General features: G+C 58.4%; 18 protein-coding genes and 4 tRNA genes. 6 read left to right on the top strand and 16 right to left on the bottom strand.

Annotated features, from left to right (window positions below):
* Nucleotides 1–134 precede the first annotated feature (134 nt).
* A complete protein-coding gene (locus ACYZTL_RS23900; RefSeq protein ID WP_461953797.1) occupies nt 135–2,216 on the top strand; it encodes a carboxy terminal-processing peptidase in 2,082 nt (693 codons plus the stop codon).
* Between the two features lie 147 nt (nt 2,217–2,363).
* Complete coding sequence (locus ACYZTL_RS23895; RefSeq protein ID WP_461953796.1) at nt 2,364–4,154, top strand: bifunctional diguanylate cyclase/phosphodiesterase; 1,791 nt, start codon at nt 2,364–2,366, stop codon at nt 4,152–4,154.
* Nucleotides 4,155–4,235: 81 nt separating this feature from the next.
* On the opposite strand, the gene ACYZTL_RS23890 is transcribed toward ACYZTL_RS23895, so the two are convergent.
* The 8 genes from ACYZTL_RS23890 to ACYZTL_RS23855 all read right to left on the bottom strand — a co-directional run bounded on the left by ACYZTL_RS23890 (nt 4,236) and on the right by ACYZTL_RS23855 (nt 12,873).
* Nucleotides 4,236–4,562, bottom strand: coding sequence for a hypothetical protein (locus tag ACYZTL_RS23890; RefSeq protein WP_461953795.1), 327 nt, complete (start codon nt 4,560–4,562; stop codon nt 4,236–4,238).
* 341 nt (nt 4,563–4,903) lie between these two features.
* Nucleotides 4,904–5,281: a hypothetical protein gene (locus tag ACYZTL_RS23885; protein WP_461953794.1), complete on the bottom strand. Its 378-nt coding sequence runs from the start codon at nt 5,279–5,281 to the stop codon at nt 4,904–4,906.
* Nucleotides 5,274–9,938 (bottom strand): RHS repeat-associated core domain-containing protein, encoded by a 4,665-nt coding sequence (locus ACYZTL_RS23880; RefSeq protein ID WP_461953793.1) that lies wholly within the window; start codon nt 9,936–9,938, stop codon nt 5,274–5,276. The genes ACYZTL_RS23885 and ACYZTL_RS23880 overlap by 8 nt, the downstream gene beginning before the upstream one ends.
* 238 nt (nt 9,939–10,176) lie before the next feature.
* Nucleotides 10,177–10,584 (bottom strand): SEL1-like repeat protein, encoded by a 408-nt coding sequence (locus ACYZTL_RS23875; RefSeq protein WP_461953792.1) that lies wholly within the window; start codon nt 10,582–10,584, stop codon nt 10,177–10,179.
* The gene (locus tag ACYZTL_RS23870) at nt 10,585–10,956 is read right to left on the bottom strand and encodes a hypothetical protein (protein WP_007898892.1); all 372 of its coding nucleotides are present in this window, start codon (nt 10,954–10,956) and stop codon (nt 10,585–10,587) included.
* A complete protein-coding gene (locus ACYZTL_RS23865) occupies nt 10,953–11,294 on the bottom strand; it encodes a helix-turn-helix domain-containing protein (protein WP_461953791.1) in 342 nt (113 codons plus the stop codon). The genes ACYZTL_RS23870 and ACYZTL_RS23865 overlap by 4 nt, the downstream gene beginning before the upstream one ends.
* A 113-nt stretch (nt 11,295–11,407) precedes the next feature.
* Nucleotides 11,408–11,863, bottom strand: a complete 456-nt coding sequence (locus tag ACYZTL_RS23860; protein ID WP_461953790.1) for a YkvA family protein — start codon at nt 11,861–11,863, stop codon at nt 11,408–11,410.
* Nucleotides 11,864–12,156: 293 nt separating this feature from the next.
* A complete protein-coding gene (locus tag ACYZTL_RS23855) occupies nt 12,157–12,873 on the bottom strand; it encodes an FKBP-type peptidyl-prolyl cis-trans isomerase (RefSeq protein WP_461953789.1) in 717 nt (238 codons plus the stop codon).
* 269 nt (nt 12,874–13,142) lie between these two features.
* Between ACYZTL_RS23855 and ACYZTL_RS23850 the strand changes: the two genes are divergently transcribed.
* The gene (locus ACYZTL_RS23850; RefSeq protein WP_461953788.1) at nt 13,143–14,951 is read left to right on the top strand and encodes a di-heme-cytochrome C peroxidase; all 1,809 of its coding nucleotides are present in this window, start codon (nt 13,143–13,145) and stop codon (nt 14,949–14,951) included.
* 29 nt (nt 14,952–14,980) lie between these two features.
* Nucleotides 14,981–16,117, top strand: a complete 1,137-nt coding sequence (locus tag ACYZTL_RS23845) for a catalase family protein (protein WP_461954364.1) — start codon at nt 14,981–14,983, stop codon at nt 16,115–16,117.
* Between the two features lie 229 nt (nt 16,118–16,346).
* Here ACYZTL_RS23845 and ACYZTL_RS23840 read toward each other — a convergent pair.
* The 4 genes from ACYZTL_RS23840 to ACYZTL_RS23825 form a co-directional block, all read right to left on the bottom strand.
* Nucleotides 16,347–16,423: transfer RNA gene (locus tag ACYZTL_RS23840), tRNA-Asp, on the bottom strand.
* Nucleotides 16,424–16,442: 19 nt separating this feature from the next.
* Nucleotides 16,443–16,518: transfer RNA gene (locus ACYZTL_RS23835), tRNA-Val, on the bottom strand.
* Nucleotides 16,519–16,706: 188 nt separating this feature from the next.
* Nucleotides 16,707–16,783: transfer RNA gene (locus ACYZTL_RS23830), tRNA-Asp, on the bottom strand.
* A gap of 19 nt (nt 16,784–16,802) precedes the next feature.
* Nucleotides 16,803–16,878, bottom strand: a tRNA-Val gene (locus tag ACYZTL_RS23825).
* A 160-nt stretch (nt 16,879–17,038) separates the two neighbouring features.
* On the opposite strand from ACYZTL_RS23825, the gene rdgC reads away from it, so the two are divergent.
* Nucleotides 17,039–17,959, top strand: coding sequence for a recombination-associated protein RdgC (gene rdgC / locus ACYZTL_RS23820; RefSeq protein WP_017340046.1), 921 nt, complete (start codon nt 17,039–17,041; stop codon nt 17,957–17,959).
* Nucleotides 17,960–18,184: 225 nt separating this feature from the next.
* Entirely contained in the window at nt 18,185–18,499 is a 315-nt protein-coding gene (gene sugE, locus ACYZTL_RS23815; protein WP_461953787.1) for a quaternary ammonium compound efflux SMR transporter SugE, read from the top strand.
* An 82-nt stretch (nt 18,500–18,581) separates the two neighbouring features.
* On the opposite strand, the gene ACYZTL_RS23810 is transcribed toward sugE, so the two are convergent.
* The 4 genes from ACYZTL_RS23810 to ACYZTL_RS23795 form a co-directional block, all read right to left on the bottom strand.
* A complete protein-coding gene (locus tag ACYZTL_RS23810; protein WP_461953786.1) occupies nt 18,582–19,343 on the bottom strand; it encodes a TenA family transcriptional regulator in 762 nt (253 codons plus the stop codon).
* Between the two features lie 78 nt (nt 19,344–19,421).
* Entirely contained in the window at nt 19,422–21,881 is a 2,460-nt protein-coding gene (locus ACYZTL_RS23805) for an EAL domain-containing protein (protein ID WP_461953785.1), read from the bottom strand.
* A gap of 250 nt (nt 21,882–22,131) precedes the next feature.
* Complete coding sequence (locus tag ACYZTL_RS23800; protein ID WP_461953784.1) at nt 22,132–23,949, bottom strand: ABC transporter ATP-binding protein; 1,818 nt, start codon at nt 23,947–23,949, stop codon at nt 22,132–22,134.
* Entirely contained in the window at nt 23,942–24,544 is a 603-nt protein-coding gene (locus ACYZTL_RS23795; protein WP_461954363.1) for a DsbA family protein, read from the bottom strand. Before ACYZTL_RS23795 ends, ACYZTL_RS23800 begins: the two co-directional genes overlap by 8 nt.
* Between the last annotated feature and the right edge of the window lie 32 nt (nt 24,545–24,576).

The following is a 24,576-nucleotide window of genomic DNA, read 5'->3' as shown; positions in this document are numbered from 1 at the left end:
CCTCCATAGTGAGTCTGGACTGAGCCCGAAGCTGTATCGCCGGGCTTTTTGCATTATGCGACCGGCCCTTGTGGAACCGGCGACTTCAAAGACGGCCTAATATGCGTTATCAATTGTCCCCGCGTCGAATCAGCATGAAGCATTTGTTCCCCAGCACCGCCCTCGCCCTATTTATTGGCATCGGCCTGATGCCGATGTCGAGCAATACGTTCGCAGCGAATAGCTGGGACAAGCTTCAGCCTGATCGTGACGAAGTGATCGCCAGCCTGAATGTCGTCGAGTTGCTCAAGCGCCACCACTACAGTAAGCCGCCGCTCGATGACGCGCGCTCCGTGATCATCTACGACAGCTACCTCAAGCTGCTGGATCCGTCGCGCAGCTACTTCATGGCCAGCGACATTGCCGAATTCGACAAGTGGAAAACCCAGTTCGACGACTTCCTCAAAAGCGGCGACCTCAACGCCGGTTTCACCATCTACAAGCGCTACCTGGACCGCGTAAAAGCGCGTCTGGACTTTGCCCTTGCCGAGCTGAACAAGGGCGTCGACAAGATCGACTTCACCGCCAAGGAAACCTTGCTGATCGACCGCAAGGACGCGCCTTGGCTCAAGTCCACCGCAGAGCTCGACGACCTGTGGCGCAAACGCGTCAAGGACGAAGCGCTGCGGATGAAAATTGCCGGCAAGGATTCCAAGCAGATTCAGGAAACCCTGACCAAGCGATACAAGAATCAGCTTGCGCGTCTGGACCAGACCCGTCCGGAAGACATCTTCCAGGCCTACATCAACACCTTCGCCATGTCCTACGACCCGCACACCAATTATCTGTCGCCGGATAACGCGGAGAACTTCGACATCAACATGAGCCTGTCCCTCGAAGGCATCGGCGCCGTGTTGCAGAGCGACAACGATCAGGTGAAAGTCGTGCGTCTGGTGCCTGCCGGCCCGGCCGACAAGACCAAGCAGGTTGCACCGGCCGACAAGATCATCGGCGTTGCCCAAGGCAACAAAGAGATGGTCGACGTGGTCGGCTGGCGCCTGGACGAAGTGGTCAAGCTGATCCGTGGCCCGAAAGGCACCGTGGTGCGCCTGGAAGTCATCCCGGCCAGCAACGCGCCGAACGACCAGACCACCAAGATCGTGCCGATCACCCGCGAAGCGGTAAAGCTTGAAGACCAGGCGGTGAAGAAGTCGGTCCTCAACCTGAAACAGGATGGCAAGGACTACAAGCTCGGCGTCATCGAGATCCCCGCCTTCTATCTGGACTTCAAGGCTTTCCGTGCCGGCGATCCGGACTACAAGAGCACCACGCGCGACGTCAAGAAACTGCTGACCGAGTTGCAGAAAGACAAAGTCGACGGCGTGGTCATCGACTTGCGCAACAACGGCGGCGGCTCCCTGCAGGAAGCCACCGAGTTGACCAGTCTGTTCATCGACAAAGGTCCGACCGTACTCGTGCGTAACGCCGATGGCCGCGTCGATGTGCTTGAAGATGAAAACCCGGGCGCGTTCTACAAAGGCCCGATGGCGCTGCTGGTCAACCGCTTGTCCGCCTCGGCTTCGGAGATTTTTGCCGGCGCCATGCAGGACTACCACCGCGCACTGATCATCGGCGGCCAGACCTTCGGCAAAGGCACCGTGCAGACCATTCAGCCGCTGAACCATGGCGAACTGAAACTGACCCTGGCCAAGTTCTACCGGGTTTCCGGCCAGAGCACCCAGCATCAAGGCGTTCTGCCGGACATCGATTACCCGTCGATCATCGACACCAAGGAAATCGGTGAAAGCGCCCTGCCGGAAGCCATGCCGTGGGACACCATCCGCGCGGCGATCAAGCCGGCGACCGATCCGTTCAAACCGTACATCACCCAGCTCAAATCCGAGCATGACGTGCGCTCGGCCAAGGATGCGGAGTTCGTGTTCATCCGCGACAAACTGGCCCTGGCACAGAAACTGATGGCGGAAAAAACCGTCAGCCTCAATGAAGCCGATCGTCGTGCTCAACACGCCGATATCGAAGCCAAGCAGCTTGCCATGGAGAATCTCCGTCGCAAGGCCAAAGGCGAAGAGCCGCTCAAAGAGCTGAAGAAAGAAGACGAAGACGCCCTCGCGGCCGAGCCGGACAAGACCAAACCAGAAGACGATGCCTACCTGAGCGAGACCGGTCGGATTCTGTTGGACTACCTGAAGCTCAACACCGCGGTGGCCAAGCACTAAGTTGTCACAAGCAAGATGATGGCAATTTAAAGCTGACGCACCCCGTAGCGTCATCAAACAGTCATCATTCTGTCGTGAAATACAGGACTGGGAGCACCTCTTTATCCAAGAGTGCTCCCAGTCCTTTTTTTATCGCCAGAGATCGCCATGACCACTACCGAACAGCTGAGTGCGCTGAGTTCAATACTGACTCAAAGCGGTTTGCACAGCTTGTTCCAGCCGATCATTTCGCTCTCTGAACGACGGATTATCGGCTACGAAGCCCTCAGCCGCGGGCCCTCCAACAGCCCACTGCACTCGCCCATCGCCTTGTTCGCCGTCGCCCGCCAGGCCGGCCGTTTGAACGAACTGGAAATTGCCTGCCGCGAGAGCGCTTGCCGGCGCTTCAATGAACAGCAACTGCCGGGCAAACTCTTTCTCAACGTGTCACCGGAATCCCTGCTCGAAGCGGCCCACCAACCGGGTCGCACCCTGCAACTGTTGCAGGATTTCGGCATACCGCCCAGTCAGGTGATCATCGAACTCACCGAACACACCCCGACCGACGATTTCCAGCTGCTGCAAAACGCGCTGCATCACTATCGGGCGATGGGCTTTTCCATTGCACTGGATGATTTGGGAGCCGGTTATTCGAGCCTGCGCCTGTGGTCCGAGCTGCGGCCTGACTATGTGAAGATCGACCGGCACTTCATCGACGGCATTCATCAGGATGCCCTCAAACGTGAATTCGTCGGATCCATTATGCAAATCGCCAAAGCCTCTCGGGCTCAAGTGATTGCTGAAGGTATCGAGCTGCCAGAGGAACTCGCGGTGTTGACCGAGATGGGCGTCGATCTGGTCCAGGGTTACCTGTTGTGCCGGCCCCAGGAACATCCGCCAAAGGATGCTCGTAGCCTGATGCCCAAGCAGGACAACTCCGCCGTGGCGCTGAACGACGAAGGCAGCGACCTCAGCGACCTTTTGAACGATCAGCCAGCGGTCACGCGGAATACGCCTACTGCGACGGTGCTGGAGGCCTTTCGCCGCCAGGCCAACCTGAACTCGCTGGCGGTGCTCGACGAACACGGCCATCCCTGCGGCATCGTTCACAGGCATTCGCTCTCGGACGCGCTGCTCAAGCCCTTTGCCACCGACCTGTTCGCCCGCAAGCCGATCAGTCGGCTGATGAGTGACGACTTCCTCGCCGTTGAGATGAGCCAGTCGCTGCAACAGGTCAGCCGCCTGATTACCAGCCGCGCCCGCCAACGCATTGAAGAAGACTTCATCATTACCCTGAACGGCGTGTATCTGGGGTTGGGCCGGGTGATCGACGTACTGAAGCTGATTACCGAACTGAAGATTCAGCAAGCCCGCTACGCCAACCCGCTGACCCTGCTGCCGGGCAACGTGCCGATTCAGCAATGCCTGACGCGCCTGCTGCAACAGCAACGCGAGTCGGTGATCTGCTACGTGGACATCGACAGTTTCAAGCCCTTCAACGACATCTACGGCTACGGTCGCGGGGATGAAGTCCTGCTGTGCCTGGCGCAATGTCTGAATGATCGCGTCGACCCTTCCCGCGACTTTGTCGGCCATATCGGCGGTGACGATTTCCTGCTGGTGCTCGGGCCGGAAGACTGGCGCAAACGTTTGAACCAGTTGCTCGATGATTTCCAGAGCCAGTGCCGGCGCTTCTACCGCAGCGAACACCTGGAGGCCGGCTGCTTCATCGCGCCGAACCGCCAGGGTGTGCGGCAGGAGTTTCCGCTGCTGTCACTGTCGATTGGCGTGGTGCATTTACATCCACAGGCCTGCGGACAACTCGATGCGAGCCAGTTGGCGGAAATGGCTTCGCAGGCCAAGCATCACGCGAAGAATGTGCCGGGGTATAGCGTGCACGTGATTGATAGTCTGGCGCCTTCGCGGGCAAGCCCGCTCCCACAGGTTTTGTGTCGTTAGCAATATTCACATTCGACACAAAACCCTGTGGGAGCGAGCTTGCCCGCGAAGAGGCCAGATCAAACACCGCAAATCTTCGAACTAAAGCTCCACTGACCGAGCCTGCAACCGCTGCCTGATCTCTTTCAGCAGGTCACAGCCATCGCGCAACGGAATAGCGCAGAGCAAGGCAAAATCACTGAGGATGAACGACTCGCACTCGATCGAACCGCGCATGCCGAGGTTTTCCAGCACTTGGGTGACGGCTTTGATCCGGAATACAGCGGCGTCGTTCAGCACATACAGCGGGGCTTGGGTGTCGAAGAAGAGCGTCGGCATGTCGTCGCAGTTGCTGGTGAGGGGTTTGAAGCGGTTTTCGGGGTGGGGGGTTGGTTTTTCGTAGGGTGGGTCGGGGGTTAATGTTTTCATTTTTTAGAGACCTCGGAGTTTTGATTTGAAGCTACCAAAGGCCTTTCCTACGGGCTTGGGTGGCAGCCGTACGCGGGAGTAGGAAACTGAGAAACTCCAACTCAGCCACGCCGAAGCGTGTCCCGCGCACAGCCGCCGCGAACGATGTTACGGACACATATTAAGTGCCGCAATCAAACGACAGCGCTGATGCGCTTTGGAGTTCAGGGTTCCTACACCCTGCCACTGCATTTGCAGCGACAGCCAAAGACTATCCATGGATCTCACTCCGCACCAGTTCATGCAAACCGCTAAAACTTGAAGGAAACTTCCGACGACCTTGCCCGGAAATTTCGCCTTTCCTACCCGAACACCACATCAATTCTTTCCACGCTGACTTTCACATATTTCTCATTGAACTGAGGGAATTCGTAGTGAAGCTCAAGATTCATGAAATCTACGAATGACCGAAGAATAGGTCCGTCCAAGTACCCAGAAACAAAGCAGGAAAATCCGCGATCCGTCATCTCAGCTTTTCGATCAGCCCCTTGGGCGAGCATTACGCCGTCGGAGTCAGGTAAAACCAAGTCGAATTCCACGGCATATTGCTTTCCCGCTTCAATCGCAAAGGGGCAGTAGCTCGCAAAGCACTTAACCGTTACACCTTCAACAAGCAATACAACTGCCTCCTCAACGACTTCGTCGATTTCAAGAACTAATGCGTTGTATTTTTTAGTCATTCAAAGGCCTCACTGTTTTGTCTTGAGCGTCACCATTTATTGCCCTCCAAAAGTCTTTCCCGCTTTTTGTATGCAAAGTCGTAATCTCTTGGCTGTTGTTCGTGCCTACGAAGGCAAACTTAGCTTCGCCCCTCCGATTATTGCCAATCAGCTGTAAATAACCCGTTCGAAATTCACCTCTGTATTCGTATTCCGCATGAGTTCCCTGATTCACAACATCTCGGGCTATCTGGAGGTACTCTTCTTTGCTCGTCGCTCCAAATTCGGCACCGTGTTTTTCATAGTGCCCAGTTAGCTTCTCTTCACTACCAAAATCTTGAGGGCGTGATTTCGGACGGGGAGCATCAGGCTCACCCTCCTCAACCTTAGCTCCAGCCGTATCATCCGGCGCCCCGCACCCAGACTTATCCGACTGCGGACAATTCCCGTTCAACCCCAACGGATCAACCCACCCCGTCGGGTTCAGCGCGTATCGGTACTGGTTCAGCCCACCCGCCAACTTCACCGGGTCCGGCGTCAGGTACCGCCCCACCTCCGGATCATAGTACCGATGCCGGTTGTAGTGCAGGCCGCTCTCGGCGTCGAAGTATTGCCCCTGAAACCGCAACGGCTGTTCGAGCTGTTCTCCCCCGCCAAATGCCAGATACGTGACTTTTCCGTAGGCGTTGTACTTCGCCGACCAGACGATTTCGCCGCTGTAATCCGTCAGTTCCTGCGGTGTACCCAGGTGATCGAGCTGGTAGTAAAACGGGCAAGCCTTCCGTGGGCCTTTGCCGTCGAGCAGGGCCAATGGGCGAAAGGTGCCCGGTTCGTAGACGTAGCTGCGGTAGTGCTCGCGGCTGCTTTCGGCGACGAGGTTGTCGCCTTGCCAGAAGAATTCGGTGGTGTGACCGTCGACGGTTTTGGCGATGCGGCGGCCGAAGGCGTCGTAGCGGTAGCTGGCGCAGCGGCCGTCCGGGGTCGTGACGCCGATCATCCGGTGTTGGCAGTCGTAGGCGTATTCGGTGACGAGTGTTTGCCCGGTGCCGCGACGTTCGCGGATCAGGTTACCGAAGGCGTCGTAGTCGTAATGGCGGTCGCCTTGCATGAGCAGGCGGTTGCCTTTGACGGTCGACTGGCCGGGGCGGTCGTGCATCAGCAGGTTGCCGGCCGGGTCGTGGGCGAAGCTTTCCGGCGGGGCGTCGCGGGTGTGACGCACGCGGGTCAGGCGGTTGAGCGGGTCGTAGTGATAGCTGCGCTGGCCGTGTCGGCTGTCGGCGATGGTGGCCAGGTTGCCGTTGACCGCGTAGCTGTAGTGGCGCAGGTACAGCGGTCGGGTTGACTGGTTGATCGCGTGGGCCTGCAACCGCCCCTGTTCGTCGTAGTGGTACTGGCTGGTGAGTTGGCCTTGCTGGCGCTGTTGCTCGCGACCGAAGGTGAATTGGTGAGTGGTGAGCCGCGCGCCGTTGAGGTCGATGGCGGTCAGCCCGCCGCCCTTTTCGTGGTGGTAATCGAGTTTGCTGCCGTCCGGCAGGCGCATCCGGTTGAGCTGGCCGCAGGCGTCGTAGCCATAGCGCAAGGTGCCCCAACCTTGGTGTTCGGTGATCAGCCGATCCTGTGGGTCGTACTCGAATTCCAGCGGATGGTCACAACCGTCATCGACGCTGATCAGTCGGCCGAGGCGGTCGTAGCGATATTCGACCTTGATGCCATCGGGCAGCGTCTTGACCAGCAACCGCCCTGCCGAGTCTCGTTCATAAGCAGTAAGCAATTGCGAACCGTCAGCGCCGAACTCGGTTTTCTCCAGCAGATGGCCGTTGAGGTCGTAGGCATACGCCGTACGTTGGCCATCGAATCCGCTTTCCTGTCGGATCAATCCGTTGGGGGTGTAATCCAGCTGATATTTTTCGCCGGATTCGTTTTCGATTTCCGTGAGTAACAGCTGCGCGTTGTCGTAGCGGTACTTGATATGGGTGCCGTCGGCATTGAGGCGTCGGCTGACCAGATGCAAATCATCGAGGTATTCATAGCGCGTGACGTGGCCGAGTTCGTCGCGTTCGGCGGTGATTTTTCCGTAGGCGTTGTAGCTGAAGGCGCGAGTCGCACCTGTGGGAAGCGTCGTTTGGATCAGTCGTCCGACCGCGTCCCACGCGTACCGGGTGACCGCACCGTGTTCGTCCTGACGGGTAATCTGCCGTCCCAGCACATCGTAGGAAAACCGCCGCTGGCCGCCGTCCGCCAGGGTTTCTTCGAGCAACTGCCCCAAGGCATTCCAGACAAAGGCATGTCGGCTGTTATCCGGGTAACGGATCGACAGCAGCCGACCTTTTTCATCGTAGTGGTAATGGGAGACATGGCCGTCAGGATCGGTCGCCTCGGTGACATCGCCCTGGGTATTGCGCTGATATTTCCAGACGGCCTTGCCGCGGTACTGCGCATGCAGGAAACCGTTGCGGTACTCGTAGGACGTCGGCTCGTCTTCCGGCGGAATCAGCGCGACCAGGCGTCCGACGTCGTCGTAGTGGTATTCGGTGATGGCGCCGAGCGGATCCTGCTCGGCAATCAACCGACCTTGATCGTCGTAGACGTTGAAGTGTTCGCCGCCATCCAGCCCGACCTTGCGCACCAGCCGTGCCCGATCGTCGTGCTGGTAAACCTCTTCGCTGCCATCAATGTTGTGGACGGTGACGCTGCCCTCGTCATCCCAGACATACCGCGCCTCCATCTGTGCAAACGACGCCCAATGTCGGACGCATCGCGCAGCCTTGCCGGACCTTTCCCACTCCCAGAAGAAACTCGCCCCACCGGCCAGTTGCCGCTGCAGGATCACGTGCTGATCGTCGTAGTCGTAGCGCTCGCTGTCGTCGGCGGCGTTGGTCGCTGCGATCAGTCGAGCGCGTTCGTCGTAGCCGTAGCGGACCAGTGTCTGCTCGGTGACCCAAGCCTCGTCCAACGTGTCCGCCGGGACAAACACCTGATAGTCGACAGCGATCAAATGGCGGCGGTCATAGCGCAACAGCAAGGCACGACCGGCGCCATTGTCGAGACGTTTGATGCGGTCCTGGCGGTCGCGGGTGATGCGCAAGCGGTTGTCGTAACCGTCGCTGATCGTTGTCAGGCGACCGTTGATGAAGTGATAAAAACGCGTGTCCTCGCCGGCCTGGGCGAGGATCAGTTCTTCGGGTTCGTCACCGAGAAAAATCGCCGCGCGTGAGAGGCTGTTGTGGATCGCCGGCCGCTCGACAGTCGGCAACGGGAAGGTGGTGCGGCGGTTTTCGTGGTCGATCCAGATCACGCTCTCGCCGTCGATTTCCAGTCGATGCGCAAGGCTGTGACTCCAGCCGTAACCGAGTCCGCAGTCGATCTCGACGGCGCTGGTGCGATAGAGCCGGGTGAAGTCGAAGGGCAGGATGCCGTCCAGCGAACCGTCGGTGAGGGTCAGCAGTTCTTCGCCGGTGACCATCGACACCGGGCATTGGTGGGTGGCGGTGTTGTCGGCGGAATCGGCGCTGTCGCCGTTGGGGTTTTTCGCTTGGGACGGGGCGTCGTCGCGGTGTTCGTTTTGCTTGAGCATGGTGTTGCGTTTGGCGTCCCAACTCAGTTGTATTTGCCCCTTATTGATTCTGGGTACGACGCCGCGTGCGGCAACTTTTTTGTAGTCATCGACATAATTAGTAAACGTGCTGAGAAGATTGAAAGTCGCCTCAACGAAACGCATCGCCAGGTCTGCCAACACCGCTCCGTACTTGAGTCCCCGAGCAGTCAAGTAAGCTTTGGCGACGGGCAAACCAACTCGCGTGAAAGCCAGTGCCGAAGCAATCAGAATGTCGATCAGCACCGCGACGATGACCTGACTGGTCACCGTCGCCGAGTTACCCGCAACCACGCTCGGCGGTAAGGCCAAAAGCCAAATTCCAGCGGTGCGAAACAGTAGGCAAAGTGCAGCCTCATCGCTGGCCAGCAGCATGGCTTTTTCCATCGCGGCAGGTGATTGCTCTGCCAGATCGATTAATCGCTGCGCACTGCTGCCAAGCTGTTCCAGGTGATTGCCTGGATTCTTGAGGATGTCAAAAACAAGGCCCAGACCATCCCAAACGCCAATGATCGCAGCCCAACTTCCCGCAAGCATGCCGTTACCGGCGGCGGCGAAAGCCGACTGCGACCATTGCGGCTTGAACCCTTGCCACTCCTTGCGCAGCCAGTCTTCCAATTGTTGGGTCAGGCCGTCGTAAGACTTGAAAAGGTCATCGACTTGCTTCGGGGTCACCGCGCTGTGGACATGAACGCGGTAGAACTTGCCGGGCTTACCTTTGAACCGTCCTTTGCCGTTTTTATCCAGCATGACGGTCGTCTTTTCACCCCCATCAACGGCAATTACATCAACCTGAATGTTCCCCAGCGGAATGTCGTAAACCGATTCGAACTTGCTCTCGATCTCGAGAATTCCGCCTTCCTGGCATTGAGCGACGCTAGAAAAATGGTCGTCGTTAATGCCGACGACTGTGGTGGTATCCCCAAACTTGAATTGGCGCTCCATATCCATCAGCGACGGCATATCCATCGCCCGACTGACCCCGTCTGCAGCCTGATTGAACCAGCGGTCGAGCTGTTTGCGATAAAGCGACAGTGTGTCTTTGAAACCGTCGAGTTCCTGCTCGATGCGTTCGATGTGGTCCATCAACGCACCGGATGACACGAAGTGAGCTGGAAAATCGGGTCGATCATGAACAATCCCTCGCGCAAAAAATGGGCGCGCGAGACTTTGCTAGGGATCAACCGAGAAAGAAGTCGGGAAAGTAGGATATGGCTGTAGGGCAAATCTCTAAGCAGCGATCACCGAATGACCAGCAGGCTAAAACGCAAACGTGGCGGGAGGTTTCCCTCACGCCACGTTTATTTATCGGACAACTATGGGTTTATTGCGTTGAGTCGCGAGACGCCAACTCTTTGAGCTTGATTTCGGCCAATGGATGGCCCGCTTTCGCGGCGATCCGCCAAAACCGCGCCGCCTCAACCGGATCCGGCGCCTTGCTCGCCGTCCCCGCCAGGCTGATCACGCCCACCTGATACGCCGCCTTGCCGTCGCCCGCCAACGCCGCCAGGCGCAACAATCGGACACCTTCCTCACGAGCCCCAAGCCCAACGCCGCGAAAGGTCAGAATGTGGCCATAGAAGCTTTGAGCGCCGACGTCACCCAAGTTGGCCATGCGTGCGAACTGGCCTTCGAGCCAGCTCCAGCCACGGGGCTGGCGGACGAACCATGGCCAATGAAACAACCTGCGGGCCAACCAGTAACCGGCCCGCGCCTTGAGTCGCAAAAACACTCAGGCCTCGGCCGATTCGGGGTACTCGTACTCGAACACTCGCACCACTTCCGAGGCATGCCAGGACGCAGCAGCGACACCATCGGACGGCCCTGAGAAACGCCCCAGACGCTCGACGCATTCAAAAAACCCGGTGCGCGGCAGGCGACTGGCGCCCTGGCTGATCACCAGCGAACTGCGCAAGGGTTGTTCGGCCCTGGCGTCCAGCGCGGCCAGATGTTCAAGGGCTGCAGTCAAGGTTTGCATGGCCGGCGTCGGGAGCTGCAGACGCTCCAGCAACGCGCGATAAGTCAGCAGATGTCGCTGGCGGCGCGCCTGATCCAGCTCGCCCAGCAACCCGTCCCAATGTTGACGACTGATGCGTACGCTCACGATTCATCCCTCCACCCTGGCACCGTCAATTCCCAGGCCAGACTGCGGCGAATCGCAGCGTCGGGTTGACGCTCGCCACTTTCGATCAAGGCCAGATAAGACGGGCTTATGCCTACCGTGCGGGCAAGCGCCTCGATGGCGATGCCCTTCCCTTCGCGCAAACTGCGTAGTTGATCCAGACCCGGAAGAATCTGGTCGGGTGTTGCCGCGTGACGCACTGTTGCCTCGCGCGGCGGTTGCTCATTGATGCCTGCTGCTTTCAGTAGAGCCTGATACTGAGCCCACGGCAGAACCGCATACTCGGGCTCGCCTTCGCGTGTGATTATCTGAATATCCATGACTTCCCCGTAGGACAACGACACTTAGCGAGTCGGCGCTTTTTCCTAGAAGTGTAATCCTAACAGCGGCCAAGGTCGCGGGGCCATGAATATAGGGATGATCCTGAATCGGCTCAGTTTTTTTTCGGCCCCTGAAGCTGAAGTTGCTCCAGGGTATCGGGCAGTCGCTCGACCACCGCGAGCTTTTCCGGCGCCTGCCGTTTGCGCCAGGCGCGAAACGCATTGAGTTCGTCATCGAGGACTTTCATCAGCCAGGCGAGCACGGCGATGTCATCGAGCATGCCGAACACTGGAATGAAATCCGGAATCGCATCCACCGGACTCAGGAAGTACATCAGGCCCGCCACCACCGAGATCAGCGCTTTCGGACTGATGGCGCGGTACTCGCCACGCCAGTACGCCAGGCACAAAGCCTGCAACAGGCGCAGGTCGTCTTTGAGCTTGCCCAATCGGTTGCCTTGGCTCGCGCCTTTGCTGGCCACCGCGAACAACAGCGCTGGCAATCGTCCACGGGCGAGCAGGCGTCCGGCCAATGGCAGGAAATGAGCGAAATTCCAGGGTGCCTTCATTATTTTTCCCGCTGAAATGTTATCCACACAAATTGTGGATAACCTTGTGAACAGACCTGCATTTCACGGCTGAAAGCCCCGTTTCATATGGGCTTTGCTCAGATCGGGCGTTTTTTACTCACATAAAAAAACCCAAGATTTCATTGACTTGGCGCTCTGGCGCGGTTAGCGCAGGCGTCCTCAATGGCTATGACTCCATCCTACCGCATCCGTTCGCTTTGTTTACCCTCACCAACCGCCAGATGCAACAACGCCCCGCATAAGCGAGGCGTTGTTGTCAGAGCGGACGCTGATTACTTCGCGGCGTCGTCTTGCTTGGATGGATCCTTGATCGCCAGCAGCTCGAGGTCGAATACCAGCACCGAGTTGGCTGGAATCGCCGGGCTTGGGCTTTGGGCGCCGTAAGCCAGTTCGCTAGGGATGAACAGTTTGTACTTCTCGCCAACGTGCATCAGTTGCAGGCCTTCGACCCAACCCGGGATCACACCGCTGACCGGCAGATCGATCGGGCTGCCGCGCTCGACGGAGCTGTCGAAGACGGTACCGTTGGTCAGGGTGCCGGTGTAGTGAACAGTGACTACGTCAGTCGGCTTTGGCTGTGCGCCGTCGGCTTTCTTGACCACTTCAAATTGCAGGCCCGAAGCAGTGGTGGTGACACCGGCTTTCTTGGCGTTGTCTTCGAGGAACTTCTTGCCGGCGGCTGCCGACTCTTCGCTCATTTTGGCCATGCGTTCTTCAGCACGCTTTTGCAGCGCGGCGAAGGCTTCGACCAGTTCTTCGTCCTTCAGCTTCTGTTCTTTCTTGCCGACGGCATCTTCGATGCCCTGGGCTACGGCTTTGGAGTCCAGATCATCCATGCCTTCCTGAGCCAGGCTCTTGCCCATGTTCAGGCCAATCCCGTAGGAAGCTTTTTGCGCCGGGGTTTTCAGCTCTACGCTGGTCTGCGAGTCACAACCCGCGAGTACCAGGCTAACCAGGGCCACCGCCGCCGCCAACCGATGCTGTTTCATGCTATTTCCTTGTTCATGCGCCTAAAGGGCAATCGAATAAAGTCGCGAGCTTATCAGGCGGCCACGACCAATGGCTACCGGCATGAGAGCAGGAAACTTCTGATAAGTTCAGGTGTTTTAACGCATTTCCGGAATCGGATGATGAAGCTTCTGTCATCTTCGCCTCACAGACACAACTGACCTGTCCCACAAAACCTGGCGTAATGGCCACTTGCCGCACATCTGCGGCTGAGGCATAAGAGAGCGTCAAATCGACAAGGATGTTTATCTTGCGCCTCTTTTATCGCTTGCTGGTTCTGATCGTTGCGTTGCTGGGCATGTGCCTGGCCGTGATTCTGTATTACGTCGCCAACCCGAAACTGCCGACCTGGACGCCTGCGCAGCAGGTGCATTACCTCGAGCAGTGGAGCGCGACCGACCGCCAGACCTACTACTTCACGCCTCAGGGTACTCAAGTCAAAGGCTTGCGCTACGACTGGTTCAACGCGCTCGAACTGCCTTTTTCGCAACAGCGATTTGCCGCTCCGGAGTACCTCGCACGCTTCGGATTTCTGGTCGACCCCGGGCAGAAAGCCACGCCGAACAACCCCGGCAACCTGCCCGTGGGCTTTGCCCGTCATCAAAACCCCGGCAACCCGGACCAGTTTCTGGACATCACCTGTGCCGCCTGCCACACCGGCGAATTGCGCTTCAACGGCCAGGCCATCCGCATCGATGGCGGTTCGGCGCAGCATGTCTTGCCGTCCAGCGTTCCTACACTGCGCGGTGGCAGTTTCGGACAGGCATTGGTCGCCAGTCTTGCTTCGACTTACTACAACCCATGGAAATTCGAACGTTTCGCTCGCAACGTGCTGGGCCAGGACTACGACGCCCGGCATCAACAACTGCGTAAAGACTTCAAGACCTCTCTCGACACCTTCCTGAAAGTCGCCTGGAACGACACCCACCGAGGGCTCTACCCGACCGAGGAAGGCCCTGGCCGTACCGACGCGTTCGGGCGTATTGCCAACGCCAGTTTCGGTGACGCGATTTCACCTGCCAATTACCGGGTTGCTAACGCGCCGGTCGATTACCCGCAGCTGTGGGAAATGTGGACCTTCGACTGGGTGCAGTGGAACGGCTCGGCACAGCAACCGATGGCTCGCAATATCGGTGAGGCCCTGGGCGTAGGCGCCACGCTGAACTTCTTCGACAATAACGGGCAGCCACTCAAGGGCGACAACCGTTATCCGTCCAGCGTCCGGGTGCGCGATTTGCACCAGATCGAAGAAACCCTGCAGCGACTCAAACCGCCGGCCTGGCCGGAAGATCTGCTGGGCGCCATCGACAAACCGCTGGCGGCCAAGGGGCGTGCGCTGTTTGCTGAAAACTGTGCTGGCTGCCACGTCCCGCGGACGACCCAGGAAGGTGAGCGCTGGGTCCAGCATTTGCACATGCTGGCCGTCGACGTCATCGGCACCGATCCGACGGCGGCGAACAACATCGCCAACCACCGTTTCGATCTGACCGCCCTGCAATGGGATCCGGCGGAGCTTGCACAGATGGACGTGAAGTTGCACCCCACCCCCAAGGAACCGCTGGACTTGAGCCAACTATCAGTGGCCAAGGGCCTGGCTTACGTCACTGCATTCGTCGAGAACCGCGCTTACCGCGAGACCAAGGTCACAGCGGAGGAAAAGCCAAAGCTCGACGGTTTCGGCCTGCCGATCGGGGTTCGTGAAAAAGTGGCCTACAAGGCTCGGCCACTGTCGGGTGTATGGGCGACGGCGCCGTTTCTGCACAACGGTTCGGTGCAGAGCATTTATCAACTGCTCTCGCCCCAGGATGAACGCGCGACCACCTTCTACAAAGGCACGTTCGACTACGACCCGCGGCACCTGGGCTATCGCACCGAAGCCTTCACCAACGGTTTCCTGTTCGATACGCACATTACCGGCAACCACAACAGCGGCCATGAATTCCGTGCCGGTGAACGCGGCAACGGGGTGATCGGCCGGTTGTTGCAACCCGAGGAGCGCTGGGCGCTGCTGGAGTACCTGAAAGTGCTGGGCGGCCCGCTGGAGGCGCAACTGCCATGATCATGACCCCCTTCAAAAAGGATTTGCCGATGCTCGCCCGGCTCTGGTTGTGGCTGGGGCGCCTGCTCGGCAAAACCCTGCTGATTCTGTTGTGCATCGGCCTGCTTGGCTGGGGGCTGGTCACTGCATGGTATGCCTGGCAGCACCGAGGCCCGGTCTCGGAACTGGAGCAGATTCCGGACGGCGAAGCAGCCATGACCCAGGATGTGATCCAGACCGCCGTGCGGATTGTCGATCAACACCGCGAAAACACCCGCTATTTGCGTGATGCGCACGCCAAGGCCCATGGCTGCGTGAAGGCCGAGGTGCAGGTGTTGCCGGAACTTGCGCAGGACCTGCGCCGCGGTGTCTTCAGCGAACCGGGCAAGCGCTGGCAGGCGACCATGCGCCTGTCCAACGGCAACGCATATCCGCAGTTCGACAGCATGCGTGATGCCCGGGGCATGGCGATCAAACTGTTGGATGTACCGGGCAAGCCGCTACTCGGCGACCGGCAAGAGCAACACGAGCAGGACTTTGTGATGTTCAGCCATCCGAACTTCTTTGTCAGCGATGTCGCCGAGTACCGTCAGAATGTCGCGGCTCAGGCTGACGGAAAAAAGGTCATGGCGTTTTTTCCTGGCTGGGATCCGCGCACCTGGCAGGTCCGTCATTTGTTCATCGCCCTGGCGACGCTGTCCCCGCCACCTGAAAGCCCGACACGTACCACCTATTTTTCGGTATCGCCGTATAAATTCGGTGAGGCCAATGCCAAGTTCCGGGTCATGCCGGATTCGGATAACTGCCCGGCCTACACCTTGCCCAAGCAGAACCAGGATCTGCCGAACTTCCTGCGTAACGCCCTGACCCAACAGTTGTCCACGGATCGGGTGCCGGCGTGTTTTGTATTGCAGATCCAGCGCCAGGATGCGAACAGGTTCATGCCGATCGAAGACACCAGCATCGAGTGGCGCGAGCAGGATGCGCCGTTCGAAACCGTGGCCAGGATCACCCTACCCCCTCAGGACTTCGACACCCCGGCGCAGAATCTGCAATGCGACAACCTGTCGTTCAACCCGTGGTTCGGTCTGGAGGATCATCGCCCCATTGGCGGTATCAACCGGCTGCGCAAAGCCGTGTACGAAGCGATCAGCGACTACCGGCATAGTCGAAACGCCAAGCAATAAGAAGGGATAGAACAACGAATGACTTGTGGCGAGGGAGCTTGCTCCCGCTGGGTCGCGAAGCGGCCCCACTTTCCAACAAAAAGAATGGGACTGCTACGCAGCCCAACGGGAGCAAGCTCCCTCGCCACTGAATGCTTTGTCAGCGAGAAAACCCCAGACAGCAAAAAGCCCGCATAAAGCGGGCTTTTTCCGTGGTGACCTGGCGTTCAGTGTTCCAGGTTACCGAATATGGCGCAGCGGACGGGACTCGAACCCGCGACCCCCGGCGTGACAGGCCGGTATTCTAACCGACTGAACTACCGCTGCGCGTAGCGTTGAAAGTAAATGGTGGGTGATGACGGGATCGAACCGCCGACATTCTGCTTGTAAGGCAGACGCTCTCCCAGCTGAGCTAATCACCCTTTACCTTCGTTGCGGGGCGCATTGTGCCACAGATTTTCATAAGGTGTTGATTTAATTGATAAATAATTCAAAAAAATCTGAAAACCGGTGAAACGATGCATCCAGCAGGAACTTCAGACAGAAAAAAACCCGCGTTAGCGGGCTTTTCCGTGGTGACCTGGCGTTCAGCGTTCCAGGTTACCGAATATGGCGCAGCGGACGGGACTCGAACCCGCGACCCCCGGCGTGACAGGCCGGTATTCTAACCGACTGAACTACCGCTGCGCGTAACACTTTAAGCGAATGGTGGGTGATGACGGGATCGAACCGCCGACATTCTGCTTGTAAGGCAGACGCTCTCCCAGCTGAGCTAATCACCCTTCACTTTCGGTGTGGCGCGCATTCTACGGAGCGACCTCACCTCTGGCAAGCACTTTTTTAAATAATTTTTTCAGGCCTTCCAAAGGCTTAGAGAAGGGTTGGCCTATGGCGCCACGAAGAGAATAATGCCCCACTTTGTATAAAGGAGAGACACGCCCCATGTGGTTCAAAAACCTGCTTATCTATCGCCTGACCCAAGATCTGCCTTTTGATGCCGAGGCGTTGGAAACTGCACTGGCCACCAAACTGGCGCGTCCCTGTGCAAGCCAGGAGTTGACCACCTACGGTTTCGTCGCGCCATTCGGCAAAGGCGAAGATGCACCGCTGGTGCATGTCAGCGGCGACTTCCTGCTGATTTCCGCCCGTAAAGAAGAGCGCATTCTGCCGGGCAGCGTCGTGCGTGACGCGGTGAAGGAAAAGGTCGAAGAGATCGAAGCCGAACAAATGCGCAAGGTCTACAAAAAGGAACGCGACCAGATCAAGGATGAAATCATCCAGGCCTTCCTGCCTCGCGCCTTTATCCGTCGTTCGTCGACCTTCGCAGCGATCGCGCCGAAACAAGGCCTGATTCTGGTCAACTCGGCCAGCCCGAAACGCGCCGAGGACCTGCTGTCCACCCTGCGTGAAGTGATCGGCACGCTGCCGGTACGTCCGCTGACCGTGAAAATGTCCCCGACCGCCACCATGACTGAATGGGTCACTACCCAGAAAGCCGCGGACGATTTCTTCGTGCTGGACGAGTGCGAACTGCGCGACACCCACGAAGATGGCGGTATCGTGCGCTGCAAGCGTCAGGATCTGACCAGCGAAGAAATCCAGCTGCACCTGAGCACTGGCAAAGTGGTCACTCAGCTGTCGCTGGCGTGGCAAGACAAACTGTCTTTTGTCCTCGACGACAAGATGGTGGTCAAGCGCCTGAAGTTCGAGGATCTGCTGCAAGATCAGGCGGAACAGGACGGTGGCGAAGAGGCCCTCGGCCAGCTGGATGCCAGCTTCACCCTGATGATGCTGACTTTCGGCGACTTCCTGCCGGCGCTGGTTGAAGCGTTGGGTGGTGAAGAGACTCCGCAAGGAATTTAAAGCCTTGTGATCTCCAATGTGGTGTTAGTTAAAAACAAAGATCAGGCCATGCGTGCACTGGTAGAAAGAAGATCGGGAAACGGCGGCTCGGCAAGCGACTGAATAAGCGGCCAACTTGATCCCCGATTTAATGATGGGCACTATACTGCGCAACGCGAGGACGACCTCGCGGCTCGATCGAGTCATTAATCTGGGGACGACCCCGTCAATCGATGGAGGTCTCTCATGTCCTGGATCATTCTGTTTTTCGCCGGCCTGTTCGAAGTAGGCTGGGCTGTCGGCCTGAAATACACCGATGGTTTCAGCCGCCCTCTTCCCACCGCGCTGACCGTTGCCGCCATGGCCATCAGCCTTGGTCTGCTCGGCCTTGCCATGAAGGAATTGCCACTGGGCACCGCCTATGCGATCTGGACAGGCGTGGGTGCGGTCGGAACGGTCATCGCCGGGATCATTCTGTTTGGTGAATCCATGGCGTTGTTCAGGCTCGCCAGTGTGGCGTTGATCATTACCGGGTTGATTGGACTGAAAGTCAGCACCTAGCCATTGCCGGTCCATACGAAAAAGCCCGCCCCCCCCCTGGCGATACCGGGGGAGCGGGCTTTTTCAGTGGCGTGAAAACGAATCAGCTTTCAGCCAGCGCCATGCGCTCACGCGCGACCGGAGCCTTGTCCACATGTTCAAGCTGCATGCAGCGTTCCAGGAACAGGAACATGTAGTCGTAGCTTTTGCACACCGCCTGACGCAACTCCGCCTGCAAGGACTGGCTCGGGTTCATTCCTGCCAGCGTGCAAATGATTTCCAGTGCTTCCCACGGATGGGCGTCGTCGCACTGGGCGTGCATCTTCAGCCACTTCATGGCCCGCTTGCGATCTTCCTCGGGGAACGCTGCCGCATAGATACCACTGGAACAGACCAGCGCCGACCACTCACCTGTCGCGCCTTCAATGGCGTAGTTGGTGGCGGCAATGGCAACGATCAGCGAATCCGCCGAACTGGTGTGCCAGCACCAGTGGCTCAAGGCATGAAGCTCAGGGGCAACCTTTTGTGCCTGCAGATCTTCCAGGCTGACACCGTGAGCGCGGCTCCAGTGCACCCAGTAATCGGCGTGGTTCAATTCCACCCGGATGTTGCGCATCAACCAGCGGCGCGCCATGTCCTCGCCCGGATGGTGGGCAAAACGGGTCTTGGTCAGGTTCTGGGCCATATATAACGCGAACTGTTCAACCACCGGCCAACCACCAATCAGGTAGTGACGCATGGTTCTGGCGCTGAGTTTGTTGTCTCGCATGCGCCTGTACAGTTCGTGTTCGACAACCCGGCGTTTACTCTCGCTGCAATCCTGGATCAGTTGCTGAGCCCAGGCGGGATAACTTGCAGCTTCCATGAGGGGTCCGGTTCTGTTGAATGTGTCGATCACTGTCGTGTTCCTTTTGATTGTGATTGTAAGGATCGACAGGAAATTTCAACGAAACGTGCCAGGCGCCTTGAATAACAAGGGTTGTGGCCTGGCAGGACGACTTTGCAGACTATCGCAGGTAAACAGATGCGGGCGCTCAATCACATACCCTTGAGCGTAATCCACCCCGATCTCCAGCAATGCCTGCTCGATCTGAGGTGTCTCAACAAACTCGGCAATAGTACGCTTACCCATGACATGACCGATGTGATTGATCACCTCGACCATGGCGCGGTTAATCGGGTCGTCCAGCATATCCTTTACGAAACTCCCGTCGATCTTCAGGAAGTCTACAGGCAAATGTTTCAAGTACGCGAATGAGGACATTCCGGCACAAAAGTCGTCCAGCGAAAAATAACAACCTAACCCTTTGAGCTCATTAATAAATTTGATTGCACTGCCAAGATTGGAAATTGCACTGGTTTCAGTGATTTCAAAACAAATCATTTCAGGCGGTATGGAGTAAGCAATGAACTGTTGACGCAGGAAGTCCAGGAACTCCTCATCTCCGATAGTTGTGCCTGACAGATTAATCGCACACATCGCCAACGGACCTTTGCGTTCTTCGGCCATGCACTGGGCAATGATCTTGAACACGTTCTGCACGACCCAGCGATCAATGGACGTCATCAGGCCATAACGTTCCGCGGCCGGAATAAAACTGTCGGGCAGAATCATCCGCCCGGCTTCGTCATGCAGGCGCAGCAGAACTTCAATATGCCCGCCGCCCTCTTCAACATGACCCAGGGGCGCGATTTCCTGGGCGTACAGACAGAAGCGGTTTTCTTCCAGCGCCATGTGCAAGCGCTGTACCCAGGCCATCTCGCCAAAGCGCAGAGACAACTCCGAGTCGTCGGCGTGATAGACCTGAACCCGGTTACGGCCCTTTTCCTTGGCCATGTAACAGGCCATATCGGCGGAGCGCAGCGATGTTTCGAGGGTGGTCGGGTGCTGGGTGACATGCACCAGCCCGATGCTCACGGTGGTCACGAACGGCCGGCCCTTCCAGACGAAGTGCAGGTTCTGCACGGTCTGGCGCAGGCCCTCGGCGATTTTCTCCGCCGCTTCCGGCGAACAGTTCTCCAACAGGATGCCAAACTCGTCGCCGCCCAGTCGGGCCAGGGTATCGCCTTCGCGCAAACCCGATTGCAACAGCGCGCAGATATGCCGCAGCAACTCGTCTCCCGCGGCGTGGCCACAGGTATCGTTGACCAGTTTGAACTGGTCCAGATCGAGGAACATCAGGGCATGCCGCCCCGGCTGCCGTGTCAGGTTGTGCAACACCTGTTCCAGGCGATATTCGAATTCGCGGCGGTTGGCGAGACCAGTCAAGGCGTCATGGGTCGCCTGCCAGGACAGATTGGCAATGTATTGCCGCTCCTGGGTCATGTCGTGCAGGACCAGCACGGTGCCGCTGACTTTGCCGGCGTTGCGGATGGGCGCACCGACCAACGTGACCGAAACCGTGCTGCCGTCCAGGCGTTGAATCAGCTTGGAATGTTCGCCGCCGCCGCTGAGTTGACCGCTAAGGATGTGCTCGATCAGCGTAAAGCCGTCGGCCTGAGCGTTTTCGTCCAGCAGATTGAACAACGCTGCCAAGGGCAAACCTGTCGCCTGTTCGGCTTTCCAATGGGTCAACGCCTCGGCAGCCGGGTTCATGTAGGCAATCGCGCCTTCGACATTCGTGGTGATCACCCCGTCGCCGATCGATTGCAAGGTGATCTGCGCCCGGTCTTTTTCCAACTGCAGGGCGTCGGCAAATGCATGGCGCTGCTTGAGCAGTTTGTGCGTACGCATCAGGGCCAGGACAATCAAGCCCAGCGCCGTGGCAAGGTTGGTCACCAGCAGCAGACGAAGGATGACCCGCGAGCCTTCGCCCAAGGCATCGCTAAAGGCCTTCGCCGCCGGCGTCACATCATCGTTGATGACGAAAATCTGATCCTTCCAGTGTTTGATATCGCTCTCTGAGGCCTGGCCGGCGGTGATGTGCTCGTGCATATCCCGCGCGACGTCATCGAGCTTGACCAGATACGCGTCACCCACCATCCAGAGTTCGATGGCTTTTTCGAGGTAGGTGAAGTGGCGGAAATTGAGATACAGCCAGATCAGGCTGGAAGCGTCATCCGGATGGTTGCCACCCTTGAGGATCGCCGCACGTGCCATCTCGATATTCGGCGGTTGATGATCCAGCGCTACACGCAAGTCCTGGCTACCCAGGGGCACGGCAATGGCGTTCTGATACTTATGAAAAATCGCTTCGTCGCCGCTTTCGGCGTAGAGAGTGAGGTAATAGATTGCGTCTTTCTGGCTCTTGGACCACAGGCTTTCACCGGCAACGTAACCACGGACCGCCGAAAGAACATAAAGGCTGACGCCGCCAAGCAAGGCCTGAAACAGCACGACGGCAATAAATGGCCAGACGATGCCCAATAACCGTGGCGTTCCGAGAGTCCGCGTTTGATTCATGAGGTCCCTTGTTTTTGCCTTGCCAGATCAGCATCCAACGTGATCCCTACAGCTAGACTAGGGTGCGTTTTGGATCCCGGCAAGCGGGAAGCCCTTTCTACGGGCCATTGCAGGTAAATAACTGTTCCAGTGAGAGGGCGGCACATACAGCGAGAGACAGTTCCTATGAAAATGTCCCTGTATAGCGCGCTGGCCCACCGTTTTTTCTTGAAACCGTACGCGGACACCTTGTCCATGGGCGATGCGCAGATCAGTGCTGCTGCAAATGCCCATAAAGCTTGGCGTACAAACCACCATCGGCAATCAACTGCTGATGGTCGCCATCCTCGGCAATTTGCCCGCCATCGAACACCAGCACCCGGTCGGCCTGCTTCACGGCCGACAACCGGTGCGCAATGATCAGCGTGGTGCGGTGGCTCAAGAACCGCGCCAGCGCCTGGTGCAGGTTGTATTCGGTGGCGGCATCCAGTGCCGAGGTGGCCTCGTCGAGGATCACCACTTTCGGCTCGGCCAGCACCATCCGGGCAATTGCCAGGCGTTGACGCTGACCGCCGGACAAGCGCACGCCGGAACGCCCGACGATGCTGTCCAGACCATTGGGCAGTTCTCGAACGGTCTGGTGCAACTGCGCAATTTCCAGTGCTTGCCAGCAGGCCTCGTCACTGCGCTCACGGCCCATGGTCAAGTTGGCCCGAACGGTGTCGTTGAACAGCGCCGGATGTTGCAGGACCACGGCAACGTTTTCACGTACGGTTTCCAGACCGATCTCTTGCTGGGTCGAACCGCCGAAGCGAATCGTCCCGGCGAGCGGCGTGTACAAACCGAGCAGCAACTGCACCAGCGTACTTTTGCCGCCCCCGCTGGCGCCGACAATCGCGACTTTTTCACCGGGAGCGATCGACAGGTTCATCTGGTTCAACACCAGCTCGTCGCCGTAACCGAAACTCAAACCCTGGACTTCGATGCCCACGGTCTCACGACCGTTGAACGGGTCTACACCACCCGCGTATTCAGGTTCATCGGCCCTGGCCAGCAGCTCGTTGATCCGCGATAGCGCACCGCCCGCCGCGTAATAGGCGTATTGCAGGTTAAGCAGTTGTTCCACCGGACCGATCATGAACCACAGGTAGCTGAACACCGCGAGCATCTGGCCGATGGACAAGTCGGAGAACAACACCGTGAGCATGGCGGCGGCGCGGAAAATATCGATGCCGAACTGGAACAGCAAACCGCTGGCACGGTTCGATGCATCGGTTTTCCACTGCGAAGTCACCGCGTAATCGCGTACCTCGCGCGCGCGCTGACCGAGGCGCCCGAGGAAAAAGCCCTGACGGTTGCCGGCGCGCACTTCCTGGATGGCATCGAGGGTTTCGGTCAGCGCTTGAGTGAAGCGCGAGGTGCTGTCGTTCTCGAGTTTCTTCAGGTGTTTGACCCGCTTGCCCAGCAGTACCGTGGCGTAGATCACCAACGGGTTGAACAGCATGATCAGCAGCGCCAGCTTCCAGTGCATCCAGATCAGGATGCTCGCCGTACCGACCAGGGTCAGCATGGCCACGAGGAAACGGCTGAGGGTTTCGCCGACGAATTTGTCCAGCGTGTCGAGATCAGTCACCAGGTGAGTGGTGACCGTGCCGCTACCCAGGCTTTCGTATTCGCCCAGCGAGATGCGCTTGAGCCGCTCGATCAGCCGTGTGCGAATACGGTACACGATGTCTTTGGCCAGTGCCGCGAACAACTTTGCCTGCACCACGTTGAATAACAGGGCACCGCAGCGCAGCAACAAGGTCACCAGCAGCATCAGGCCGATGTACCCCGCTGCTTTCTGCCAGCCTTCGGGCAGCGCGTGGTTCATGACCTTCAGCGCGGAGTCGCCATGGCCCAGCAGCACTTCGTCCACCAGCAACGGCAGGAGCAAGGGGATCGGCACGCTGCACAACGTTGCCAGCACGGCAACGCCGTTGGCGATCCACAGGGATTTCTTGTGTTGCAAGGCCAGGCGACGGATTTCCGCCCAGCTCAGACGGTCGACACGTGTAGCGGTTGCGGCGTCGTCAGGCAGGTCATGCACAGGCAGCGCGCTCCAGCCAGCGGCCGAGCAGCGGTGACAGGACGCTGAGAGGTTGATAGCCATTGGTCAACAACGCCAATTGACCATCGCGCTCAGCCAGCAAGGTGGGGAAACCGGCGATGCCGAGGTCCTGCACCCAGGTGAAATCGGCCGCTGTCGCGGCATGTTGATCGGCGCGGTCGAACGCCGCGGCGAACTCGATGCGCGGCAGACCGGCCTGCTCCGCCAGTTCCACCAGCACACTGGCGTGGGTGACGTCGCGGCCCTCTGCGTAAAACGCATGCTGAATCAGACCGAGCAGTTTCCACGCGCAATCCGGCGCCAGGCTGCGCGCCGTCACCAACGCCCGACAGGCGGGCTCGGTGTCGTAGACAAAACCGTCGGGCAACGCGCCTTCGATCTTGAACGGCTGGCCGGTGGCCTCTGTGACCGCCTGCCAATGTTCAAGAATGTAGCGCCGGGTGGTCGGCTCCAACGCCGAACCACTGCCGGTGCGCAAACCACCCACCACCAGATGCAGCTCCACACCCGCCGCCTGCGCCTGTTCGACCAGCGCATTGGCCACCGGCGCAAAGCCCCAGCACCAGGAACACATCGGGTCCATCACATAGAGCAGGCGGCGTGCAG

It is taken from the genome of Pseudomonas sp. LB3P81, from assembly GCF_054897965.1.
This window is presented reverse-complemented; position numbering and strand designations above follow the sequence as displayed.

Bases quoted from the DNA above. Each gene is read 5' to 3' on its own strand.
- ACYZTL_RS23855 (WP_461953789.1), bottom strand. From the start codon at position 12,873: ATGAAACAGCATCGGTTGGCGGCGGCGGTGGCCCTGGTTAGCCTGGTA.
- ACYZTL_RS23810 (WP_461953786.1), bottom strand. From the start codon at position 19,343: ATGGAAGCTGCAAGTTATCCCGCCTGGGCTCAGCAACTGATCCAGGAT.
- ACYZTL_RS23795 (WP_461954363.1), bottom strand. From the start codon at position 24,544: ATGTGTTCCTGGTGCTGGGGCTTTGCGCCGGTGGCCAATGCGCTGGTC.
- rdgC (WP_017340046.1), top strand. From the start codon at position 17,039: ATGTGGTTCAAAAACCTGCTTATCTATCGCCTGACCCAAGATCTGCCT.
- ACYZTL_RS23890 (WP_461953795.1), bottom strand. From the start codon at position 4,562: ATGAAAACATTAACCCCCGACCCACCCTACGAAAAACCAACCCCCCAC.
- ACYZTL_RS23880 (WP_461953793.1), bottom strand. From the start codon at position 9,938: ATGGACCACATCGAACGCATCGAGCAGGAACTCGACGGTTTCAAAGAC.
- ACYZTL_RS23805 (WP_461953785.1), bottom strand. From the start codon at position 21,881: ATGAATCAAACGCGGACTCTCGGAACGCCACGGTTATTGGGCATCGTC.
- ACYZTL_RS23860 (WP_461953790.1), bottom strand. From the start codon at position 11,863: ATGAAGGCACCCTGGAATTTCGCTCATTTCCTGCCATTGGCCGGACGC.
- ACYZTL_RS23900 (WP_461953797.1), top strand. From the start codon at position 135: ATGAAGCATTTGTTCCCCAGCACCGCCCTCGCCCTATTTATTGGCATC.
- ACYZTL_RS23895 (WP_461953796.1), top strand. From the start codon at position 2,364: ATGACCACTACCGAACAGCTGAGTGCGCTGAGTTCAATACTGACTCAA.
- ACYZTL_RS23845 (WP_461954364.1), top strand. From the start codon at position 14,981: ATGCTCGCCCGGCTCTGGTTGTGGCTGGGGCGCCTGCTCGGCAAAACC.
- ACYZTL_RS23885 (WP_461953794.1), bottom strand. From the start codon at position 5,281: ATGACTAAAAAATACAACGCATTAGTTCTTGAAATCGACGAAGTCGTT.
- ACYZTL_RS23865 (WP_461953791.1), bottom strand. From the start codon at position 11,294: ATGGATATTCAGATAATCACACGCGAAGGCGAGCCCGAGTATGCGGTT.
- sugE (WP_461953787.1), top strand. From the start codon at position 18,185: ATGTCCTGGATCATTCTGTTTTTCGCCGGCCTGTTCGAAGTAGGCTGG.